Source organism: Clostridium boliviensis (genome assembly GCF_033342255.1).
Taxonomy (GTDB): Bacteria; Bacillota; Clostridia; order Lachnospirales; family Lachnospiraceae; genus Lacrimispora; species Lacrimispora boliviensis.
The window spans coordinates 249,780-268,454 of record NZ_JAWONS010000109.1 but is presented as its reverse complement, the minus strand read 5'-3'; the positions used below and the strand labels follow the sequence as shown (position 1 = coordinate 268,454).

General features: G+C 43.7%; 18 protein-coding genes and 1 pseudogene. 4 read left to right on the top strand and 15 right to left on the bottom strand.

Features of this window, described 5'->3' with window-relative positions:
* Positions 1-89 precede the first annotated feature (89 nt).
* The gene (locus tag RZO55_RS07725) at positions 90-1,568 is read left to right on the top strand and encodes a DUF1846 domain-containing protein (RefSeq protein ID WP_318063699.1); all 1,479 of its coding nucleotides are present in this window, start codon (positions 90-92) and stop codon (positions 1,566-1,568) included.
* 40 nt (positions 1,569-1,608) lie between these two features.
* Here the strand turns inward: RZO55_RS07725 and RZO55_RS07720 are convergent, their stop codons facing one another.
* The 7 genes from RZO55_RS07720 to RZO55_RS07690 all read right to left on the bottom strand — a co-directional run bounded on the left by RZO55_RS07720 (position 1,609) and on the right by RZO55_RS07690 (position 7,049).
* The gene (locus tag RZO55_RS07720; protein WP_318063698.1) at positions 1,609-2,124 is read right to left on the bottom strand and encodes a CarD family transcriptional regulator; all 516 of its coding nucleotides are present in this window, start codon (positions 2,122-2,124) and stop codon (positions 1,609-1,611) included.
* A 250-nt stretch (positions 2,125-2,374) separates the two neighbouring features.
* Positions 2,375-3,025 (bottom strand): deoxyribose-phosphate aldolase, encoded by a 651-nt coding sequence (deoC, locus tag RZO55_RS07715; protein ID WP_318063697.1) that lies wholly within the window; start codon positions 3,023-3,025, stop codon positions 2,375-2,377.
* A 13-nt stretch (positions 3,026-3,038) separates the two neighbouring features.
* Positions 3,039-4,367 (bottom strand): pyrimidine-nucleoside phosphorylase, encoded by a 1,329-nt coding sequence (locus RZO55_RS07710; RefSeq protein ID WP_318063696.1) that lies wholly within the window; start codon positions 4,365-4,367, stop codon positions 3,039-3,041.
* A gap of 17 nt (positions 4,368-4,384) precedes the next feature.
* Positions 4,385-4,792, bottom strand: a complete 408-nt coding sequence (locus tag RZO55_RS07705; RefSeq protein WP_318063724.1) for a cytidine deaminase — start codon at positions 4,790-4,792, stop codon at positions 4,385-4,387.
* A 41-nt stretch (positions 4,793-4,833) separates the two neighbouring features.
* Positions 4,834-6,009, bottom strand: a complete 1,176-nt coding sequence (locus RZO55_RS07700; protein ID WP_318063695.1) for a phosphopentomutase — start codon at positions 6,007-6,009, stop codon at positions 4,834-4,836.
* Between the two features lie 54 nt (positions 6,010-6,063).
* Positions 6,064-6,399, bottom strand: coding sequence for a cyclic-di-AMP receptor (locus tag RZO55_RS07695; RefSeq protein ID WP_097002766.1), 336 nt, complete (start codon positions 6,397-6,399; stop codon positions 6,064-6,066).
* Between the two features lie 59 nt (positions 6,400-6,458).
* On the bottom strand, positions 6,459-7,049 hold the full coding sequence (locus tag RZO55_RS07690) for an NUDIX hydrolase (protein ID WP_318063694.1): 591 nt from the start codon (positions 7,047-7,049) through the stop codon (positions 6,459-6,461).
* A gap of 94 nt (positions 7,050-7,143) precedes the next feature.
* Here RZO55_RS07690 and RZO55_RS07685 point away from each other — a divergent pair, with 94 nt between their 5' ends.
* Positions 7,144-7,737: a ferritin-like domain-containing protein gene (locus tag RZO55_RS07685; protein WP_318063693.1), complete on the top strand. Its 594-nt coding sequence runs from the start codon at positions 7,144-7,146 to the stop codon at positions 7,735-7,737.
* A 1-nt stretch (position 7,738) separates the two neighbouring features.
* On the opposite strand, the gene RZO55_RS07680 is transcribed toward RZO55_RS07685, so the two are convergent.
* From RZO55_RS07680 to RZO55_RS07650, 7 genes and pseudogenes are all read right to left on the bottom strand, one after another.
* Positions 7,739-9,664 carry an endonuclease MutS2 gene (locus RZO55_RS07680; protein WP_318063692.1) on the bottom strand — a complete coding sequence of 642 codons (1,926 nt, stop codon included), beginning with the start codon at positions 9,662-9,664 and terminating at the stop codon, positions 7,739-7,741.
* Between the two features lie 300 nt (positions 9,665-9,964).
* A complete protein-coding gene (locus RZO55_RS07675; RefSeq protein WP_318063691.1) occupies positions 9,965-11,011 on the bottom strand; it encodes an NUDIX domain-containing protein in 1,047 nt (348 codons plus the stop codon).
* Between the two features lie 13 nt (positions 11,012-11,024).
* Positions 11,025-11,417: a ty transcription activator TEC1 gene (locus RZO55_RS07670; RefSeq protein WP_318063690.1), complete on the bottom strand. Its 393-nt coding sequence runs from the start codon at positions 11,415-11,417 to the stop codon at positions 11,025-11,027.
* Positions 11,418-11,678: 261 nt separating this feature from the next.
* Positions 11,679-12,155, bottom strand: a complete 477-nt coding sequence (locus tag RZO55_RS07665) for an LURP-one-related/scramblase family protein (RefSeq protein WP_318063689.1) — start codon at positions 12,153-12,155, stop codon at positions 11,679-11,681.
* 103 nt (positions 12,156-12,258) lie between these two features.
* Positions 12,259-13,370, bottom strand: a pseudogene (locus tag RZO55_RS07660) (endonuclease Q family protein); the annotation flags it as partial.
* A 101-nt stretch (positions 13,371-13,471) separates the two neighbouring features.
* On the bottom strand, positions 13,472-13,888 hold the full coding sequence (locus RZO55_RS07655; protein ID WP_318063688.1) for a YjdF family protein: 417 nt from the start codon (positions 13,886-13,888) through the stop codon (positions 13,472-13,474).
* 285 nt (positions 13,889-14,173) lie between these two features.
* On the bottom strand, positions 14,174-14,920 hold the full coding sequence (locus RZO55_RS07650; protein ID WP_318063687.1) for a hypothetical protein: 747 nt from the start codon (positions 14,918-14,920) through the stop codon (positions 14,174-14,176).
* Between the two features lie 423 nt (positions 14,921-15,343).
* On the opposite strand from RZO55_RS07650, the gene RZO55_RS07645 reads away from it, so the two are divergent.
* A complete protein-coding gene (locus RZO55_RS07645) occupies positions 15,344-16,354 on the top strand; it encodes a hypothetical protein (RefSeq protein ID WP_318063686.1) in 1,011 nt (336 codons plus the stop codon).
* Positions 16,355-16,422: 68 nt separating this feature from the next.
* On the opposite strand, the gene RZO55_RS07640 is transcribed toward RZO55_RS07645, so the two are convergent.
* Positions 16,423-17,601, bottom strand: coding sequence for an MFS transporter (locus RZO55_RS07640; RefSeq protein ID WP_318063685.1), 1,179 nt, complete (start codon positions 17,599-17,601; stop codon positions 16,423-16,425).
* Positions 17,602-17,716: 115 nt separating this feature from the next.
* On the opposite strand from RZO55_RS07640, the gene RZO55_RS07635 reads away from it, so the two are divergent.
* Positions 17,717-18,631, top strand: coding sequence for an AraC family transcriptional regulator (locus RZO55_RS07635; protein WP_318063684.1), 915 nt, complete (start codon positions 17,717-17,719; stop codon positions 18,629-18,631).
* Positions 18,632-18,675 lie beyond the last annotated feature (44 nt).

Sequence of the window (18,675 nt, the reverse complement as noted above, 5' to 3'; positions counted from 1 at the left end):
AATATGGACAGATAAAAGCCATGGCATTTTACAGGGTTCTATGTTACAATCGATAGTATTGTGAAAATGAACATGCCACGGAGGGACAAATGAAACCAGGATTTGATAACAACAAGTATTTAACCATGCAGTCAGAGCATATCAAGGAGCGGATCAGCCAGTTCGGGGATAAACTCTATCTGGAATTCGGCGGAAAACTCTTTGACGATTACCACGCTTCCAGGGTGCTTCCAGGATTTGAACCGGACAGCAAGCTTCGCATGCTGATGCAGCTTTCTGAACAGGCAGAGATCGTGATTGCCATCAGCGCAGCTGACATTGAAAAGAACAAGATCCGCCATGATCTTGGGATCACGTATGATGTGGATGTATTCCGCCTAATCCAGTCTTTTACCGACGAGGGACTGTATGTTGGAAGTGTTGTTATCACTCAGTACTCCGGCCAGAAAGCTGCAGATCTGTTCAAAGGAAAGTTGGAATCTATGGGGATTAAAGTATACCGCCATTATATCATTGACGGATATCCCGCTAACATTCCCTTCATCGTCAGTGATGAAGGATTTGGAAGAAATGATTATATAGAAACTTCCAGACCTCTCGTCATCATAACTGCACCGGGACCTGGCAGTGGAAAGATGGCAACCTGCCTGTCACAGCTCTATCATGAAAACAAGCGGGGAATCAAAGCCGGATATGCCAAATTTGAGACCTTTCCCATCTGGAATATTCCACTTAAGCATCCGGTGAATCTGGCATACGAAGCTGCTACTGCCGATTTAAATGACGTGAATATGATCGACCCCTTCCATTTGGAAGCTTATGGAGAAACTACGGTAAATTATAACCGGGATGTGGAAATTTTCCCGGTATTAATCGCTATCTTTGAAGGAATCTATGGAGAATGCCACTACAAATCCCCTACTGATATGGGTGTGAATATGGCAGGCCATTGTATCGTAGATGACGAAATCTGCAGGGAAGCCTCCCGACAGGAAATCATCAGACGGTATTATCAGGCTTTGTCCCGTCTGGCGAAAGACATGGGATCTAAGGATGAGGTATATAAAATCGAGCTTTTGATGAAGCAGGCCAAAATTAGTACGGAAAAGAGAAAAACCGTAGGTGCCGCTAATGAACTTGCCCAAAAAAACGGATCGCCTGCCGCTGCGCTTTTACTGGATGACGGTACCATTGTGACAGGAAAAACCACCCATTTACTGGGAGCCTCTGCAGCCCTTTTGTTAAATGCCATAAAGATTTTGGGTAATATTCCACACGATGTTCATTTAATTTCACCATCTGCCATTGAACCGATTCAAAAACTAAAGGTAATGTATTTAGGAAGCAGAAATCCAAGGCTTCACACCGATGAGGTGCTGATTGCGCTGTCCGCTTCTGCAGCTACTGATGTCAATGCACAGATCGCGCTGGAGCAGCTTCCTAAATTAAAAGGAACAGATGCCCACACATCTGTCCTGCTTTCTGATGTAGATGTAAAGACATTTAAGAAATTGGGGATTCACCTTACCTGCGAACCCATTTATGAACAAAAAAAAATCTATCATTAACGGAAAAGATGTCCTCCCAGTTACTGCGGGAGGACATCTTTTAATTTACTTCTTCCGAATAGACACGGCTTATGACCATATCCTTAATTCCTTCTTTATCCACTTCCAGTGCTGCTGCCAGTTCCCCATACAGCAGATCCTCTGCCTTATTAAAATAGAAATCATCCTTAGCAGTGTTCTTCTTTCCCTCTGCAAGTCTCTTTTTCTTCTTCAAATACAGGGTCTTTACAATCTGCATCCACCCGGTACACTCACATTTGAGCATGATATCTTTAAAAATACCTTCCCGCTCTCTTTCATCCATAGCCCAGATTGTCTCAATACTAGGTATATGATCAATGAGATTCATTGCTTCCTCCCTGGTCGCAGCGGGTCTGATGGTTGTTTTTAGGTTATCTACAGGCGTGTAAACGGCACTTTGATGATCTTCATAGAGAGGCTTTAAGGTATAGTAGGTTCTCTCATCATCTGCCGCAAACATGCATAGATTCCCTATCTCCTTTACCTCACAGATTCCATGGCTGCCGAATACAACTAAATCATTTACCTGAAACATTATTCATTCCTCCTGTCAGAATACCAACACACTGTTACATAAAATAGTATAAGTCTATACTTATAGTGTAACACTTTTCGAGATATTTTGTCAGTGTTTTTTGATATTTTACACATTTTCGTGAAAAATACCCAAGGAACGGCGGAACATTATTGGTACATTTTATATATTTGTCAGAAAATAATACTCCTAAACAAGCTTCAGTTCCATACTGTCAGATATTTTAGGGGTATTTCTTCCATGCATTACTTTATTTATTCTGTGCCGCCAGCTTTACCGCCGCACTTGCTCCCACACGGTCGCAGCCCGCTTCAATGAAAGCCCTTAAATCTTCCAGAGTCCGGACTCCCCCGGCTGCTTTGATCTTCACATCTGGTCCGATATACTTTTTAAATAGTTCGATATCCTCAAGAGTCGCACCACCAGTTCCAAATCCGGTGGATGTCTTGATATAATCAGCTCCCGCTTCGGTAACAGCCTTGCACATGGCAATCTTCTCTTCCTCAGTTAGATAGCAGGCTTCTATAATCACCTTTAGAACCTTATCGCCAACAGCTTTTTTAAGCTCTGCAATCTCATCTTCTACCTTTTTGTAATCCCTGTTTTTTACGTCGCTGATATTGACTACCATATCAACTTCCTGTGCTCCGTCTTCAATGGCTTTTTTCGTCTCCAGTACCTTAGACTCCGTTACGGAATAACCAAGCGGGAAGCCTACGACGGTACAGATTGCAAGGGTTGGAAATTCCTTGTGTGCCCGGCTGATATAGCAGGGGGGAATGCATACCGTGGCAGTTTTATATTCCACAGCCTCCTTACACAGTTCTTTTATATCCTCCCATGTGGCAAACGCCTTTAACTGGGTATGGTCTACATATTTTAACATCTCTAAATCGGTCATTGTCTTATCCTTTCTATCCTATGAGGTTCTTCACGCCTTCTCTGGTCACTCTTGCATAAATAAGAGGTTCCGGTTCCGGTCTTATTCCGGAAAGGGTAACTGCCTTCACAAATTCCTCTTCTGCGGCGTCAAACAACTCCTGTCTGGAGGTGTAGAGTATGGCAATAGTTTCGCCTTCCTCCACTTCCTGCCCCACCTTCTTCTTCAGCGCGATACCTGCTGTATAATCAATGAGGCTTTCTTTGGTGATCCTTCCTGCCCCCAGCATGGAAGACGCAATTCCACACTGTTCTGTGTTCATATGTGCCAGATATCCTTTTCTGATTGCCTTTACTTCCCGTTGAAACGGTGCTTTCGCAAAAAGGGCTGGGTCTGAGATCACGGAGGGGTCTCCTCCCTGGGCTTTCACCATGGCTGCCAGACGATTTAAGGCACTGCCGTCTGAAATCACCTTCCTCGCCATAGCCATACATTCCTCCTCAGTTCCCTTACCTGCCAGCCAGAGCATTCCGGCCGCCAGATTCAGGCAGACCTCTGTTAAATCTTCCGGTCCCCTGCCCTTTAAGGTCTCTACGGCTTCTATGACCTCCAGGCTGTTTCCAATTAGATTACCAAGGGGAATGTCCATATTGGTAATGAGAGCCATGGTCTTCTTTCCTGCATGCTCTCCGATTGCCACCATCTTTTCAGCCAGAGTAACAGAGTCTTCAAGCGTCTTCATAAATGCACCGCTTCCGGTTTTCACATCAAGAAGAATACAGTCACTTCCTGCTGCCAGTTTCTTGCTCATAATGGAAGCTGCAATCAGGGGAATGCTCTCCACGGTTGCGGTAACATCTCTGAGCGCATACAGTTTTTTATCTCCAGGTGCCAGATTGCCGGACTGTCCGATCACTGACAGTCCGGTGGTATTGACAACATCAAAGAATTCTTCCTCTGTCAGCGTTGTTCTCATGCCCGGAATGGATTCCAGCTTATCCACTGTTCCGCCTGTATGGCCAAGTCCCCTTCCTGACATCTTCGCTACCTTAACACCGCAGGCTGCCACAATGGGAGCAACAACAAGCGTCGTTTTGTCTCCTACGCCTCCGGTGGAATGCTTATCCACTTTAATACCTTCAATTGGAGTTAAATCCACCATGTCTCCGGAATGGGCAACTGCATCTGTAAGGACTGCAGTTTCTGTATCGCTCATTCCTCTGAAATAAATTGCCATCAGCATGGCAGACATCTGATAATCCGGGATTTCTCCCCTTACATAGCCATCAATCATGGAACGGATTTCTCCTTCTGTTAAGGTCTCTCCGTTTCGTTTCTTAGAAATTAAATCATACATCCTCATATTTCATTAAACCTCCCTCATGTTCCGTCGGATTCCAGATCTTTCTTTGTAAATCCCAGGGGAAGCAGTTCTCTTAATGTGTAGACAGCATTCTTGTCTTCTGCTGCCAGGATTACCTGGAATTCGTCCGGGTCACAGAATTCTGCCATCACCTGACGGCAGACACCGCACGGAGGGCAGATATCTCCCTTTTCCCCTCTTTTATTTCCTACAATTGCAATGGCATCAAACTCCTTCACACCTTCAGACACAGCCTTGAAAAACGCCGTACGTTCTGCACAGTTGGTAGGTGAAAAAGATGCATTCTCGATGTTGCAGCCCTTGTATACAGTCCCGTTCTTTGCAAGAAGTGCAGCGCCCACCATGAAACCAGAGTAAGGAACATACGCCTTTTTCTGTGCCTGGTAAGCTTCCTCTGTCAGCATCCGGACTATCGTCTCGTCAAGCTTCAATGAAACACCTCCTGTTATTTTGCCACTTCACCTAAAAAGCTGGTTCCGGCAATTTCTCCCTCTAATCCAAATAAATCCAATACCGTAGCTGCGATATCCGCAAAGGTATCTCTTGTTCCGATGGAAACTCCCGCTTTAATGCCCTGTCCATAGATTAGCATGGGGGTATATTCCCTGGAATGGTCCGTGCTGGGAGTACCCGGGTCGCAGCCGTGATCTGCAGTAATGATTAAAACATCATCTGGTCTCATAGCTTCCATAAACTGTCCAAGCTGAACGTCAAACTCAGTGGCTGCTTTTGCATATCCCTTTACATCGTTGCGGTGGCCGTAAACCATATCAAAATCCACCAGATTTACGAAACAGAGCCCACGGAAATCATCCTGCTGTGCTTTCAATGTCTGTACCATCCCATCGTTATTGTTCACGATGGATGTGGTTTTCTGAATGCTCTTTCCTGCAAAAATATCGTAGATTTTTCCTACTCCGATGGTATCAAGACCGGCTTTATCCAGGCAGTCAAGCATGGTGGTCTTAGGCGGAATAAGGGAAAAATCGTGACGGTGGGGCGTCCTTTTATAATCAGGATATACGCCGATAAAAGGTCTGGCGATGACTCTGCCCACACCATGTATTCCTTTTAAGATCTCTCTGGCAATCTTACAGTAACGATACAGTTCATTAAGCGGCACCACTTCCTCATGGGCAGCGATCTGAAAAACGCTGTCTGCAGAAGTATAGACAATTAAATCCCCGGTCTCTACGTGCTGCTTGCCAAAATCCCGGATAACATCTGTGCCGGAGTAAGGCTTATTGCAGAGAACACCTCTTCCAGTCTGCTTCTTAAACTCATCAAGAACTTCATCCGGAAACCCCTGGGGATAAGTGGGAAGAGGCTCCTCTGAAATAATCCCAGCGATCTCCCAGTGGCCGATGGTGGTATCCTTTCCCTGGGACCGCTCGGTCATTCTTCCGAAGGACCCTGCCGGTTCCTTCTCTTTTTCACCGGCTGTTACACCATCAATATTAAACATACCCATTTTTTTCAGATTCGGAGTATAAAATTCTTCTGCTTTTGCGATGGTTCCAAGGGTGTTGCTCCCCTCGTCATGGAACTCCGCTGCATCCGGTGCCTCACCGATTCCAAAACTGTCCAGTACAATTATAAATACCCGTTTGGTTTCTGACATATAAATTCCTCCTGTTACGAAAAGGGATTGCTGCGCAATCCCTTTGTCATATCATTAAATTTTCTCAAAACGTTCTACATCTGTAACAAATATAGTAGCTCCGCCCAGCTCCACAGTCATGGGCATCATCATATATCCAGCTGATACTGAGGCGATATTAGGTGCAGGAACGTTGCATGTAATTTTCTGACGTTTACCACAAGTATCCTTGATCAGCGTGATAACTTCTTCTACCTGTCCGTCATCGGTACCGATCATTAATGTTGAGTTGCCTTTTTTTAAGAAACCGCCTGTTGTGGCAAGTTTTGTGACACTGAACTGGTGTTCATTCAGAACGTCGGTCACCCGGTTTCCATCATCGGAACTGACGATTGCATAAACAATTTTCATATATAACACCTCGCTGTCTTATCTGGCAAAACTTCATCCATTGATATCTTTATTATAAATCAAAATCTAACAAATGGAAACAGCATTTCCATTTTTTTTATCAACTTTTTATAGATACGTTCCTTCATCCACGGTTCATTGACTGCTTCCAGACACTTATTGAATGAAAACCAGCCGACTTTGCTGTTTTCGTCCTCCTTGCTTCTGATGTGCTCTCTGTCATCCCCCTTCAGTAAGTAGGTCACATTCAGATGAAGGTGGGAAGAAACGTAGACGCCGTTCTTTTCGTGTCCATCTACTGTTAAAACTTCCAGGGAAAAGATTTTATCCATCACAGGCGTAACAGTCCTGATTCCGGTCTCCTCTTTCGCTTCCCGTACGGCAACGGATAAAAGATCTTTTTCTCCGTCTGCATGACCCCCGGTCCATGCCCAGGAATGATAAATATTATGATATGCCATAAGCACCTGATCCATGGTCTGATTCACCACCCAGCCAGAAGCTGAGATATGAGCAGCCGCATTTTCCCGGAAGAATATGGAATCTCCTTCTGACAGAAGTTTTAAAAACAGTCTTTTATCTGCTTCTTCCTGTTGGTTAATGGGATTAAACTCCTCCAGTGCTCTTTGGAATGATCGTTCGTCATTCATCGAACCACCGCCTTTCTTTTCTTATGATTATTTCAGTCATACTCCCTTGGTCTGCTGATATATTTTAATAGAACAACTCTATGGGAGGTATTAAATGGATCTTTCTACTCTTGTTTTTGCTGACAAATCCCCCTGGCCTGCTGTTGAAATTGTGACGGTCAATGAACTTTATGCCAAAGCCATGCTATCCAATATCGGGGACTGTAATTCGGAAATGTCCGCAATCAGCCTATATGTATACAACAGTATGATTACGAAACGGTATTTTTATGATATTGCAGAATGTTTTCACAGAATCAGCATTGAGGAGATGCATCATCTCAATGTCTTCGGCGAGCTTTGTATTATGCTGGGAACGGATCCCCGGCTATGGAGCTGGCAAAATGGGCGCATGAGATACTGGAGTCCTTCCTGTAATCATTATCCCACCAATATCGGGGCTTTGGTATCCAATGCCTTGAACGGAGAGCTGGAAGCAATCAAGAAATACCAGTGGCAATGCCAGTGGATTCATGACTGCCGAATCAAAGCCATCTTAAACCGGATTATAGCAGACGAACTGTGCCATGTACAGATTTTCCGGCTAATACTGGCTGAATTAAACGATGATCCGTTTGAGCTGCCTTACGATTACAGGATTTGTGAAGAGGACCGCAAAAAAAACTGCGATCCTCCAAAACCTTGTTAATTTACTTCGGGAGGGTCTCAGCCCCGTCATTGCGGATCTCCAGACCTTCCTGATACCCTTTTTCCATTTTGTGCCTTGCTTTTCTGTTTTCCACCGTATCAAACAGAATCGAAAAATCATAATCTTCCGGGTAAAGCTCTTCGGCTGCGACTAACAGCTTAATCCGCTTGTGGTTAATCCAGATCTTCTTATCCGGCATCTGAACCCGGACCACACCCTTATCATTGGCAGGTGTGCAGACAATTCCGATTTTTTTATCCGGTAAAACAAGCACACTGTCACCAATGGTAAATTTCGTCTGCATGGCGATCTGATTATCTGATAACTTTTTTATATTTTCTATTCTGGGACCTCCGGATCTTTGATGGGCTTCCCGTTTTCTTTCCGGCTCCGGTTCCGTCTCCTGAATCCCATAGGCATACCGCTCCGCCCGTTTTATCATGTGTTCCGGCATACCCAGCCTTCCTGCTATATATAAAGCGCAGCTCTCTCCCGCCTCTCCGATTTCCAGTCTGTATAAAGGTCTTAAGGATTCCCGGTCAAACGCCATACGTGCATTGGTGACTCCTTCCGCTTCTTTTGCATAGGTTTTCACTTCGGGATAGTGGGTGGTTGCAAGGAATAAGCAGCCGCACCTTCTTAACTCTTCCAGTATGGCAATCGCAATTCCCATTCCTTCTGCAGGATCGGTTCCTGACCCCAGTTCATCCAGTATCACAAGGCTTTCCCGGTCTGCTTTTTCAAGAATACCCAGCACATTTACGATGTGGGATGAAAAGGTGGATAAGTTTTCCGTTATATTCTGACCATCTCCGATGTCACAGAGCACCTGGTTAAACAGACTGAGCTGTCCTTCTTTGCATGGTATATGAAGTCCGCACTGGGCCATGATGGAAAAAAGCCCTACCGTCTTAATGGAAACGGTTTTACCTCCTGTGTTGGGTCCTGTTATAACAATTCCTCTGCCATTTTTCCCCAGTTCAAAGTTTAAAGGGACCACCTGATCCGGGTTCATAAACGGATGACGCCCCTCGACAATCTGTATAATCCGTTCTGTACGGATCTCCGGCTCCACTCCATTCATATCCGCACTGAGTTTTGCTTTTGCAAAAAGGAAATCAAGTTTCTCCAGGACCTGCATGTTCTCTGTGAGTACTGGCAGTTGTTCTTCTACCAGAGCTGTAAGAGTATAGAGAATTCTCCTGGTTTCATTCTCCTCTTCAATTCTTAAATTCTCCAGTTCTCCATTTAACACAGAAATGGCAGATGGTTCTATAAACAGGGTGGAACCGGTAGCGGACTGGTCAATGACGCTTCCCGGCACCGCCGGTTTGTATTCCTTTTTCACCGGCAGGCATATCTTACCATTCCTGATGGTAACATAGGAATCAGAAAAATACTTTTTATTGCCCCGAAGCATGGTCTCAGCCTTTGTTCTCAGCTTCTCTTCCATACGGACGATATCCTGGCGAATGCTTCTTAAATATTTGCTGGCCGAGTCATCCACCCGCTTGTTCCTGATACTTTCATATAATTCCTTTGCAAGGTCCTCTAACGGATTTAAGTTCTCTTCATAATAGGCCAGACTCAATTGTAAATATTTGCATCGGTTTAAGTAATCCTTATATCGCTTTACCCCTGTCAACATGGTTCCGATGAATTCCAATTCCTCCGGCATCAAAAGACTTTCCTGCATAACGGATTTAAAAATCGCCAAAAGGCCGTTCATGGCCACTGCCGGCGGCAGCCCCATACGGTCCAGGATCATTCTTGCCTGCGTGGTGTCCCGAAGATTTTTCCTCACCCTGGCTTCGTTCAGTTCCGGAGTTAAATTCCTGATCTGTTCTTTTGCACCATCTGTAAGAGCCAGTTCTTCTAATTTATCTAAAATTCGGTTAAACTCTAATATCTTAAATGTGTGATTCATGTTATTCTCCCTGATCTGTCTTTATTAAGTTACTATAGATTCATGGAGCAATCAGCCAGGCCTGTTTTGATACACAAAAAAAGACCTGTAAGACTACAAATCCTCGTCCTACAGGTCCAATAATCCTGTCAGTCAGTTTTGTATCTTCATGGGCTAAACAGGTACACAAACTAAGGAGTGCAAAAAACTGCCTTCCTTCTGTTTCATATTCCTGTTCAAATTATGATTCTGATTTACGCTCCATGATAGGACACAATTAACATAAACACACTTCCTGTTTTCTATGATTCTTCTACTATATCACAATTTATCTTGTCCGGTCAATCCCTTTTTCTGGTACCACTGCGCAAGCATGTAAAGCTCTTTTTCATTTAAACAGTGAACCAGAGTTCCGTCTCTCATCTGACTTAAGCATTCCTCATAATCCATCCAGAGTACTGATTCCACTTCTTCTTTCTGAAGCACTAGCTGACATTCATCCACCGGTTTTTCATATACATAAACATGGCTGACTTCGTGATTACGGAACAGTCTGCCGTAAAATTCAGCTTCTTCCTGTTCCTCATGAAGTCCTACATAGGCAAGCTCCTCCGGTTCTGCATCAAGCCCCAGTTCTTCTGACAGCTCCCTGACAGCCGATACAAGAAAATCATCACCTGCCGGAATGTGCCCTGCAGAAGAAATGTCGTAACATCCGGGATAAGCATCCTTGCCTGCACTTCGTTTCTGCAAAAGCAGATCAAATCCGCTTTTATCATTGGGTCTCACAATCCATACATGGGAGGTTCCATGAAGCATTCCATCCCGGTGCATCATAAAGCGGGCCCGCACCGCACCGGTGGTCTGCCCATTGATATCCCTTTCTTCCAAAAGTTCCAGTGGTGCTCCGTTTAAAAAAGCGGCCTTTAATTCCTCTTTGTGATACTGCATTTTCAGAGAAAAAAACGGAATCTGATCCTTTAAAAGTTCAAAAAAAATACGATCCCCTTCCCATATGGGAAGACTGTGGATCTTTTCAACCGGCACCCATTCAAGCACTCCCTCCTGGCAGTCTGTCAGTAAGCCTTCATAGCTGTCCGCAGTATATAAAAACATATATACATCAGGATACTGATCTGACACAAAGGTTATGAATCCCCTGAGTTTATAAGATAAAAGAGTCAGACCGGTCTCCTCTTTCACTTCTCTTAAAAGGCAATCTTCCGGGCTTTCCCCCTCTTCCAGATGACCGCCGACTCCCAGCCATTTGTCCTGATTCATATCATTCTTCTTTTTAATCCGGTGAAGCATGAGATAGCGCCCCTCATCTTCAATGTAGCAAAGGGTAGTTAAGTTCTGATGCGCCATGTCCGTTCCCTCCTTACTGCTCTCTTAAAACCGCATTTTCATTAATATCTGAAGCCGTCTCTGTTATGTCTTCCCCTGAGGCCCGTACTTCTACCTGCACTACACAATTGGTTTTCTTTCCATCATACATGACCGGAACCCTGTATGTACCCGCTATATTCCAGTCACACTGGCTGATATCAAATGTGAAGCCGGAAAGATCGTAGGTCTCCTTATTAAAATACCGTTCTGCCTTTAAATCCGGCGCTGTACCAAGGACAGTTTTTGCATAATACGTGGTTGTGGTATTATCATCGAAGATCGGCTCTGCTCTCCCTTTTAAGGTCTGAAACAGCAAAACAAGTACCAGTGCCAATACCAATGTTCCGAACAATGTTAAGTGTAAGTGAAATTTCCTTTGCTTCATTTGGGCCTCCATACTCAAATCCGATTGTTTCATGAAAAAAACTGCGTTTAAGGCAGCGTAGTCCTATATTATATTACCATATAATTTCCAGATTGGCATCCATTGATTTATTACAATTTCTTAAATTTATCCGAAAGAAGTTGTTTTATGTTACTGTGAAGCAGGAAAGAATTATATGTAAATATGCCAGATTAACATTTGATATCACATAAAAAGCACCGTTCCACCTGATTGAATGAATGGCGGAGCGGTGCTTCATTTTTATTTATTATCCTGACTGCATTTAACAGCATCAATGGCAAGAACCACCATTAATGATAACAGAGCATCTCTCTCCTCTTCTACATCAATGATATATGTATCCGTAAATCGAAACAGCTGTTTTTCTATCTGCGCCACAATACGGCCCTCTCTGGAATGTATCGAATAATCCCATTCAAAAAAATCGCCTTTTACTTCCCAGCCATTACAGTCGATGTTAAAAGAGGGCCTGAAAAAAGTAAATTCTTTTGTTATTGTACCAACTGTTTCACCGTTTATTATAATATAAAACCGAGGAAGAAACGTAAATATCTGCTCTTTTAAAGTAGCCAGATGACTGCCGTTTTTATCATAGATTTCCAGTTTGTGTCCCCAGGCAGGTTTACCGCTGACTGTAAAAACTGGACTGCCAGTCTCGTCATAGATATCATAACTGTCAAACCAGGAAAAAAAGCGTTGTTTAAACATTAATTTCATTGTCTCGTCTCCTTTTATGCATTGTCGGTAATTATGTTAAATCCCTACAGCTTTCTCTTCTGTCATCTGCGTTGTATTCCTTTCCTCATCTTTTGCCAGGGGAAATTTCTTCAGAATCAAACAGCTTTATTATTCCATATTCCCCGTCATACCCCGGTATCCGTTTCACGTTTCCTTCCCGAAGCCGGCTTACCCCCTCTGCAATCAAAGGATCCGATATCAGTCTGATATCTTCCAGGGGAACCGCTCTTAAGATGTCAAACTCCGGTCCCAGTCTGCGCAAAAGTTCAAAATACTGATTCTGAACCTTTTTGCTTGCCGCCGAATACCCAAGGCAGGCTGCAATCACCTCTGGGAGCGGTACCAGACTTTCAAACGGCTTCCCCTGCGCCGTCTCAAACCCTTCTTCCCGGTCAGCAAGCTGCCTGATCCGGTGGGATACTCCCATAGTCAGCTTCCTGCCGCATACCGGACACTTGCCTGAATGCTGCTCTGCCTCAGAAGGCGAGAAACAAATACCACATTTTCTGTGACCGTCATGGAAATATTTCCCTTCCTCAGGAAAAAATTCTATGGTTCCCATTAAGCCTCTGCCCGTATTTAACGCCTGAGAAAGTCTGTCAAAGGACAGATTAATGTCTAACAGACTGGCTTCCCTGCCAAGCTTTGCCGGAGAATGAGCATCGGAATTGGAGATCAGCTGAAAACGGTCCAGAGCCGATATCCCCCAGATCATGGAAGGATCAGAAGAAAGTCCGGTTTCTAATGTATGTATATAGGGTGTCAGATCCTCGAAACACTCTTCTATCGTATCAAAGCCAGAACATGCTCCAAACAGGGAGAAATGGGGTGTCCCATGGAGAGTTTTTCTGCTGCTTCCAGTCCAGGCAGCAGAATGAGGCTGTGTACCTTTCTTGTCTTTTCATTCTTTTTATAAATAGAACTGATTTCTCCTGTAACAACAAAACGGGGAATCAGAGAATCAGAGGTGCTTTCATCCTCCAGGCGGTACTCTGCCTTTAACACATAAAGTCCTTCCTCCGCAGGAATCAGTTTTTCTTTTAATTCCTCCCGCCATGCCGGGTGAGTAAAATCTCCGGTGCCAAGAATCCCGATGCCCTTTCGTCTGGCCCAGAGATCCAGTTGTTCCGGTGTGCAATCCTTACTGGTTGCCATGGAATACCGGGAATGGATATGTAAATCTGCTATGTACATTCTTTCACCTGCTTTTGTCAATATAGATTCAATTATACCCTTTGGCCATGCACCACGCAACAAACAATCTCTTCCTGTTTTTATCCAAAGAGAAAGGGGCATTATCTGCCCCTGTGCTTCTCCTTTTTCTTTTGCTGTTTCTGTTCAAACCTTTGCTGCGCTTTTGTCTCCCTTGCTTCCCGGGATAAAAGTTTACGCTCCAGCTTTCCTTCTTCCTGCTGCAATTTCAAAGCCTGCTGGGATTTCGTGCTGATTCCTGTGTTTTGAATCTGCCTGCGTACCTCCCTCAGAATCCGTTTTGGATTCCTCCTGCTTGCTTTTACAGAAGCTTCAACAGCCGGACTAAACCTCAGCCTGTAGTAATTCTTGCGGAGAAATTCATTTACCTCATAATCCTTAGGCTCTGCGCCAAATGTAACTTTACTTACAGACAGCTTACCATCCGTTTCCCGCTCCAGAATGCCTACCCAGAATGGCTCCTCAAAAAATACTGAAAATCTAACCGAAACCTTGTCCATAACAATTCCTCCTTTTATTGTTTCGACAAAGAACGGACGACCAGGAGGAGGGTTACTTAGAAACGGAGGTAAACCGTTTCCGTCCGGACTACCAACCGGATCACCATGACAAACGCCATGTGCTGTGTTTTTATCTTTGCTTTTTTCATTATATCATTTCTCATATAAGCTGGAAAGACCTTAATGGATTGAATATGCTATAATTGGGTGACAGCAGCCCATATAATAACCAACTTTTTTGCATTTACAGGTCTCATCTTCAAAATTGGTTTATACATGAAAATATCAGATTATTAAGGAATCCAGCCTGTCCACACCATTCTTCCATGCCACATGGATGTCATTATGTACGTATCTTGAGGGTATGGTTTTGGAGCTGGAATCCAGCGTACATGTAAAGTGTGTTCTGCAGTTATGCATCACCCATATGCATCTATGTCTCTTTTTCAGCACACATCCATAAAACGCCGACAATTCCAAAATCAAATCCCGGCAATTTTCAAAAGACTCTCCCTGCTTTTCCAATATCATTTTTTTAATTATATTTACTGCATCTTCCGTCGTGATCTCAGACAGATCCAGATGATGCTCTGTCGCAAACTTTTTAGCTAACAATTCATGTTTTTCAAAAAGTCTAAAGTCATCTTCTTCCCGGAAATAATCATTGTCCACCGGCGGCTGTGCAATCTTCTCGAAAAAATCCGGACCATATACGTTCAGAATTTCCGCGTAAGTTTTTACTGCCTGTCTGTATTCTCTTATTGAGGAATATGTAATCCCCTCGTCCCTGCTATCCGGCACAAAATCACTGGTCTGGTAGCTGCTGTTTCTTCCTGAATAGCAATGAATGACCATAAACAGCTTTTTTTCCCATACTTTGCTGTTAAACTCAACCACCTGCCTTGCCGTTTCTCCCTTACTGTTTTTGAATTTCCTGACAAACCAGCAGCTATCTATGTTTTCACCAGATACAAATCCAATGGGCCTTAAAACAGGTCCAATAATCTCTTTAATGATTTCTTTACTAGTCATAAATATATTCTCCTTTAAAATAAGCAAAGCAGCGCAAGTATACGATTAGAGAATGTTACTTTGGCTTTATTATATAATATCTGTCATATCCAGCACAAGCAAATACTGGCTAAAAGTTACAATCATTAATAATTATACCTTTTAAGCTTATACCATGTTTCCAACAGTTTCTCAACCAATGGGTCAAAATTATACATGTTAGGTTCCAAAATTTGCATATTTCACTAAAAAAAGCCAGCCGGATAGAAATTCAGGTTACATCACCGGAAGGAAAGACTCTGACTACGAACCTGAAGCTGAAAGACTCAGATCTGGAGCTTATGGAACAGTTAAAAAACTTGTTGTTAATGGAAAATTATGTTAAAATACTTTCAGGCCATGAATAGTTTCCCTATCAATGGCAAAGCAGGAGGAATAAAAGGCATGAAAAAACTGATGAAAGTATTTGCTGCTGCCTCACTTCTGTCACTCTCCGTTGCATCTACCGCAATGGCCGGAACCTGGAAGCAGGATTCCGAAGGCTGGCGTTGGAAGGAAGACGACCATACGTATACAGCATCTGCGTGGAAGTGGATCGATTCAGACAAAGACGGAATGGCAGAGTGTTACTATTTTGATGATAACGGAATTCTGGTTACGAATGCTATGACACCCGATGGCCGCACTGTGAACGAAAACGGTGCCTGGACTGATGATGGAATCATACGATTAAGAGCATCTAACCCGTCAACTGCTCTTGAGATGAAGAAAGAGGGAGTGCTTCTTTACCATGAGGCTGACAAGAAAAGTACTTCTCTACCAGGGCAGGATATCAACGCAGATATTACCATGGATTTATATTACGACTGGCTGCAGATTCCGATTATTATGAATATGCAGATGAAGTACCATGATATCAATACTCCCAATATGGAATTTTTATCCAAAAGCAATATAAAGTCTTTAGGAGTAGAAAAAACGGAAAGCTCCTTTTATACCAACGGCTGTTACTACTCCGATTCCGGAGACAGCAGTAAGTATAAAATGAATATCGGATACGAAGATATGACAAAGCATCTCACCCTTGGCGGACTTACGGGTCAGTTTTCTGAATTTCTGAACAACGTGCAGATCGCCAAGGATAAGGCAGGTAATAACGTACTGTTTTACTCCACAGAGGCAGGCGGCCTGGAACAGTATTTAAACAATTTCTACGATAAAGTATGGCCTTCTCTTACAGATTCAGACTTTAAAATCACTGGAGTGAACGGTAAAGCAGTATTTAGTCCGGAAGGCTACTTCTCCAAAGAATCCATCCTGATTTCCATGATTATCACCGAGGATGAAGAGACCATAGCACTTGATATGAATGTAAACCTGGACTATAACAATCCGGGACAGGCTGTAACAATCACGTTTCCTTCTACAGACGGGTTTGAGGAAGTGGTGTATTAGAAAAACGGAGGAAGTGGTTCATGAACGAACCGCTTCCTCCGTTTTCTATTATTTTAAGCCAATCAAAGTCACATTTCTTTTGCTGCTAAAAATCTTATAAGTACGACTACGAGAATAAGAGGAAAGACGATTGCAGAAAATATGCCGATCTTCAAATTGCTGCCAAACCACCCGGAAACTATTCCTACAAGCGTGGGCCCCCCCGAACATCCAAGATCACCGGCTAATGCCAGGAATGCAAACATGGCGGTGCCCCCGCCCCGAATTGAAGCGGCAGCCAGACTGAATGTCCCAGGCCACATAATCCCAACTGAAAAACCACAAAGTCCGCACCCGATCAGTCCAAGTACCGGATAGGGCGCGCAGGTAATTAAAAAATAAGATCCAATACAGAGAACACCACTGGCCACCATAACCTTTTTCAGTTCCCATCTTTCCCCGTACTGCCCATAAACAGCTCTGGATATCCCCATCATAATGGCAAACAGCATAGGACCAGCCAGATCTCCAATGGTTTTTGTCACACCAAGTCCCTCTTCTGCAAAGGCCGATGCCCACTGGCTGACTGCCTGCTCACTTGCTCCAGCACAGACCATAAGAATCATAAAGATCCAAAACAGCTTTTTCCCAATCAATGTGCCAAAGGACATTCCCTCCTCCTCTTTTCCAAGAGAAGCAATGGGCACACGAAAAAATAAAACCATGCACACAGCCGGTACAACCGCCCAGAAAAGCGCCAGTATCTTCCAGTTTCCAATCCCAAAGATCCGAAAAAACAAAGTGGAGATCAGAACCACACCCACATGCCCCCAGCAATAGAAGGAGTGCAGCATACTCATGGCTTTTTCTTTATTATCTGTAGGACAGGCTTCCACAATGGGACTGACAAGGACCTCTAAAAGACCTCCTCCAATGGCATAAATCACAACAGCCAACAGTAATCCTACCCAGGAAACAGAAGCGATTCCCGGCAAAACCGTTAATAAAATCAGACCGGCTGCTGCCATAAGGTGTGCTGCAACCATGGAGATCCGGTATCCCACCCTGTCAATAAATGCAGCCGATAAAAGATCCACCAACAGCTGCACACCAAAATTCACCGTAACCAGAAGGGTAATTCTGGATAATGATATCCCATATTCCCATTGAAAATGAAGAAACAGCAGCGGAACAAAATTATTGACAATTGCCTGAACAATATAGCTTAAAAAGCATGCATAAATGGTATTTTTATAACTCACCTTCACATATTGACCCTCCCCTATGTATTTATTGTATTATATCGCAATTGGTAATTCAAATCTTGCAATTTACCGCCAGCATATGATACAATTTAGCCGATTACATAAAGGAGAACGCTCTATGCAAAATACAAAAATACTGACTGATGAATCCATGATGGAGCTGGTCTCCCATGGTTTTGCAGACTTTCCGTTTCAATACTATTATGAAGATGTGGGAAAGTTTGACAACCGCTGCATTGACTGGCACTGGCACAGGGAATTTGAACTGGTATCGGTGACCGAGGGAATCGTACATTGTTCCATCGGAAATATCCATTACATACTGGAACCGGGTGACGGTGTCTTTATTAATTCCGGTGTTATGCACCGTTTTCAGTCAACTGGTACCGCAATTATTCCAAATGTACTGTTTGCTCCGGAATTTATCGCAGGAGAAGGAAGTTCTATCTATGAAAAATTCATAGCTCCATTCCTTTTCTCCGGCATATCCCACATTGTATTAAGAGGCAAAAGTCCATGGCAGAGCCATTTACTGTCTGCTCTGTCTGACCTTTACCGTCTGTGCAGTAACCAGACGGAGACCTGGGAGCTTGAGGTACATGCACAGGTCTGCCAGATCTGGTCTGTACTGTTTAAACACAGGGTTGAATTTGCCACTATGGAAAATGCAGGAATTAACCGCCTTTCCCAGGCCCGTTTTAAACGAATGACCCATTTTATTGAAGAAAATTATGAAAAGAGACTGACCCTGGAAGACATTGCCCATTCGGTGGGCGTCAGCAAGAGGGAAGCCCTCCGCTGCTTTCAGTGTTCTGTCCCTCTTTCTCCCATTGAATATTTAAATAAATACCGGCTGAATCAGGCAAAAAAACTTCTTCTTCACACAGACCGGTCTATCACAGATATTGCTGAAAGCACGGGTTTTGAAAGCACCAGCTACTTTGACCGTCTGTATAAGCGGGAATATCACACGACTCCCAGGCAGCACAGAACCGCCTTTTTGCGTGATTGCGGTATACAAAAACAGTGCTGAGAAAAAAGATCACGAAATACAGCAGAACCAGCACAAAACAGATT

Bases quoted from the DNA above. Each gene is read 5' to 3' on its own strand.
- RZO55_RS07725 (WP_318063699.1), top strand. From the start codon at position 90: ATGAAACCAGGATTTGATAACAACAAGTATTTAACCATGCAGTCAGAG.
- RZO55_RS07720 (WP_318063698.1), bottom strand. From the start codon at position 2,124: ATGTTTCAGGTAAATGATTTAGTTGTATTCGGCAGCCATGGAATCTGT.
- deoC (WP_318063697.1), bottom strand. From the start codon at position 3,025: ATGACCGATTTAGAGATGTTAAAATATGTAGACCATACCCAGTTAAAG.
- RZO55_RS07710 (WP_318063696.1), bottom strand. From the start codon at position 4,367: ATGAGGATGTATGATTTAATTTCTAAGAAACGAAACGGAGAGACCTTA.
- RZO55_RS07705 (WP_318063724.1), bottom strand. From the start codon at position 4,792: ATGCTGACAGAGGAAGCTTACCAGGCACAGAAAAAGGCGTATGTTCCT.
- RZO55_RS07700 (WP_318063695.1), bottom strand. From the start codon at position 6,009: ATGTCAGAAACCAAACGGGTATTTATAATTGTACTGGACAGTTTTGGA.
- RZO55_RS07695 (WP_097002766.1), bottom strand. From the start codon at position 6,399: ATGAAAATTGTTTATGCAATCGTCAGTTCCGATGATGGAAACCGGGTG.
- RZO55_RS07690 (WP_318063694.1), bottom strand. From the start codon at position 7,049: ATGAATGACGAACGATCATTCCAAAGAGCACTGGAGGAGTTTAATCCC.
- RZO55_RS07685 (WP_318063693.1), top strand. From the start codon at position 7,144: ATGGATCTTTCTACTCTTGTTTTTGCTGACAAATCCCCCTGGCCTGCT.
- RZO55_RS07680 (WP_318063692.1), bottom strand. From the start codon at position 9,664: ATGAATCACACATTTAAGATATTAGAGTTTAACCGAATTTTAGATAAA.
- RZO55_RS07675 (WP_318063691.1), bottom strand. From the start codon at position 11,011: ATGGCGCATCAGAACTTAACTACCCTTTGCTACATTGAAGATGAGGGG.
- RZO55_RS07670 (WP_318063690.1), bottom strand. From the start codon at position 11,417: ATGAAGCAAAGGAAATTTCACTTACACTTAACATTGTTCGGAACATTG.
- RZO55_RS07665 (WP_318063689.1), bottom strand. From the start codon at position 12,155: ATGAAATTAATGTTTAAACAACGCTTTTTTTCCTGGTTTGACAGTTAT.
- RZO55_RS07655 (WP_318063688.1), bottom strand. From the start codon at position 13,888: ATGGACAAGGTTTCGGTTAGATTTTCAGTATTTTTTGAGGAGCCATTC.
- RZO55_RS07650 (WP_318063687.1), bottom strand. From the start codon at position 14,920: ATGACTAGTAAAGAAATCATTAAAGAGATTATTGGACCTGTTTTAAGG.
- RZO55_RS07645 (WP_318063686.1), top strand. From the start codon at position 15,344: ATGAAAAAACTGATGAAAGTATTTGCTGCTGCCTCACTTCTGTCACTC.
- RZO55_RS07635 (WP_318063684.1), top strand. From the start codon at position 17,717: ATGCAAAATACAAAAATACTGACTGATGAATCCATGATGGAGCTGGTC.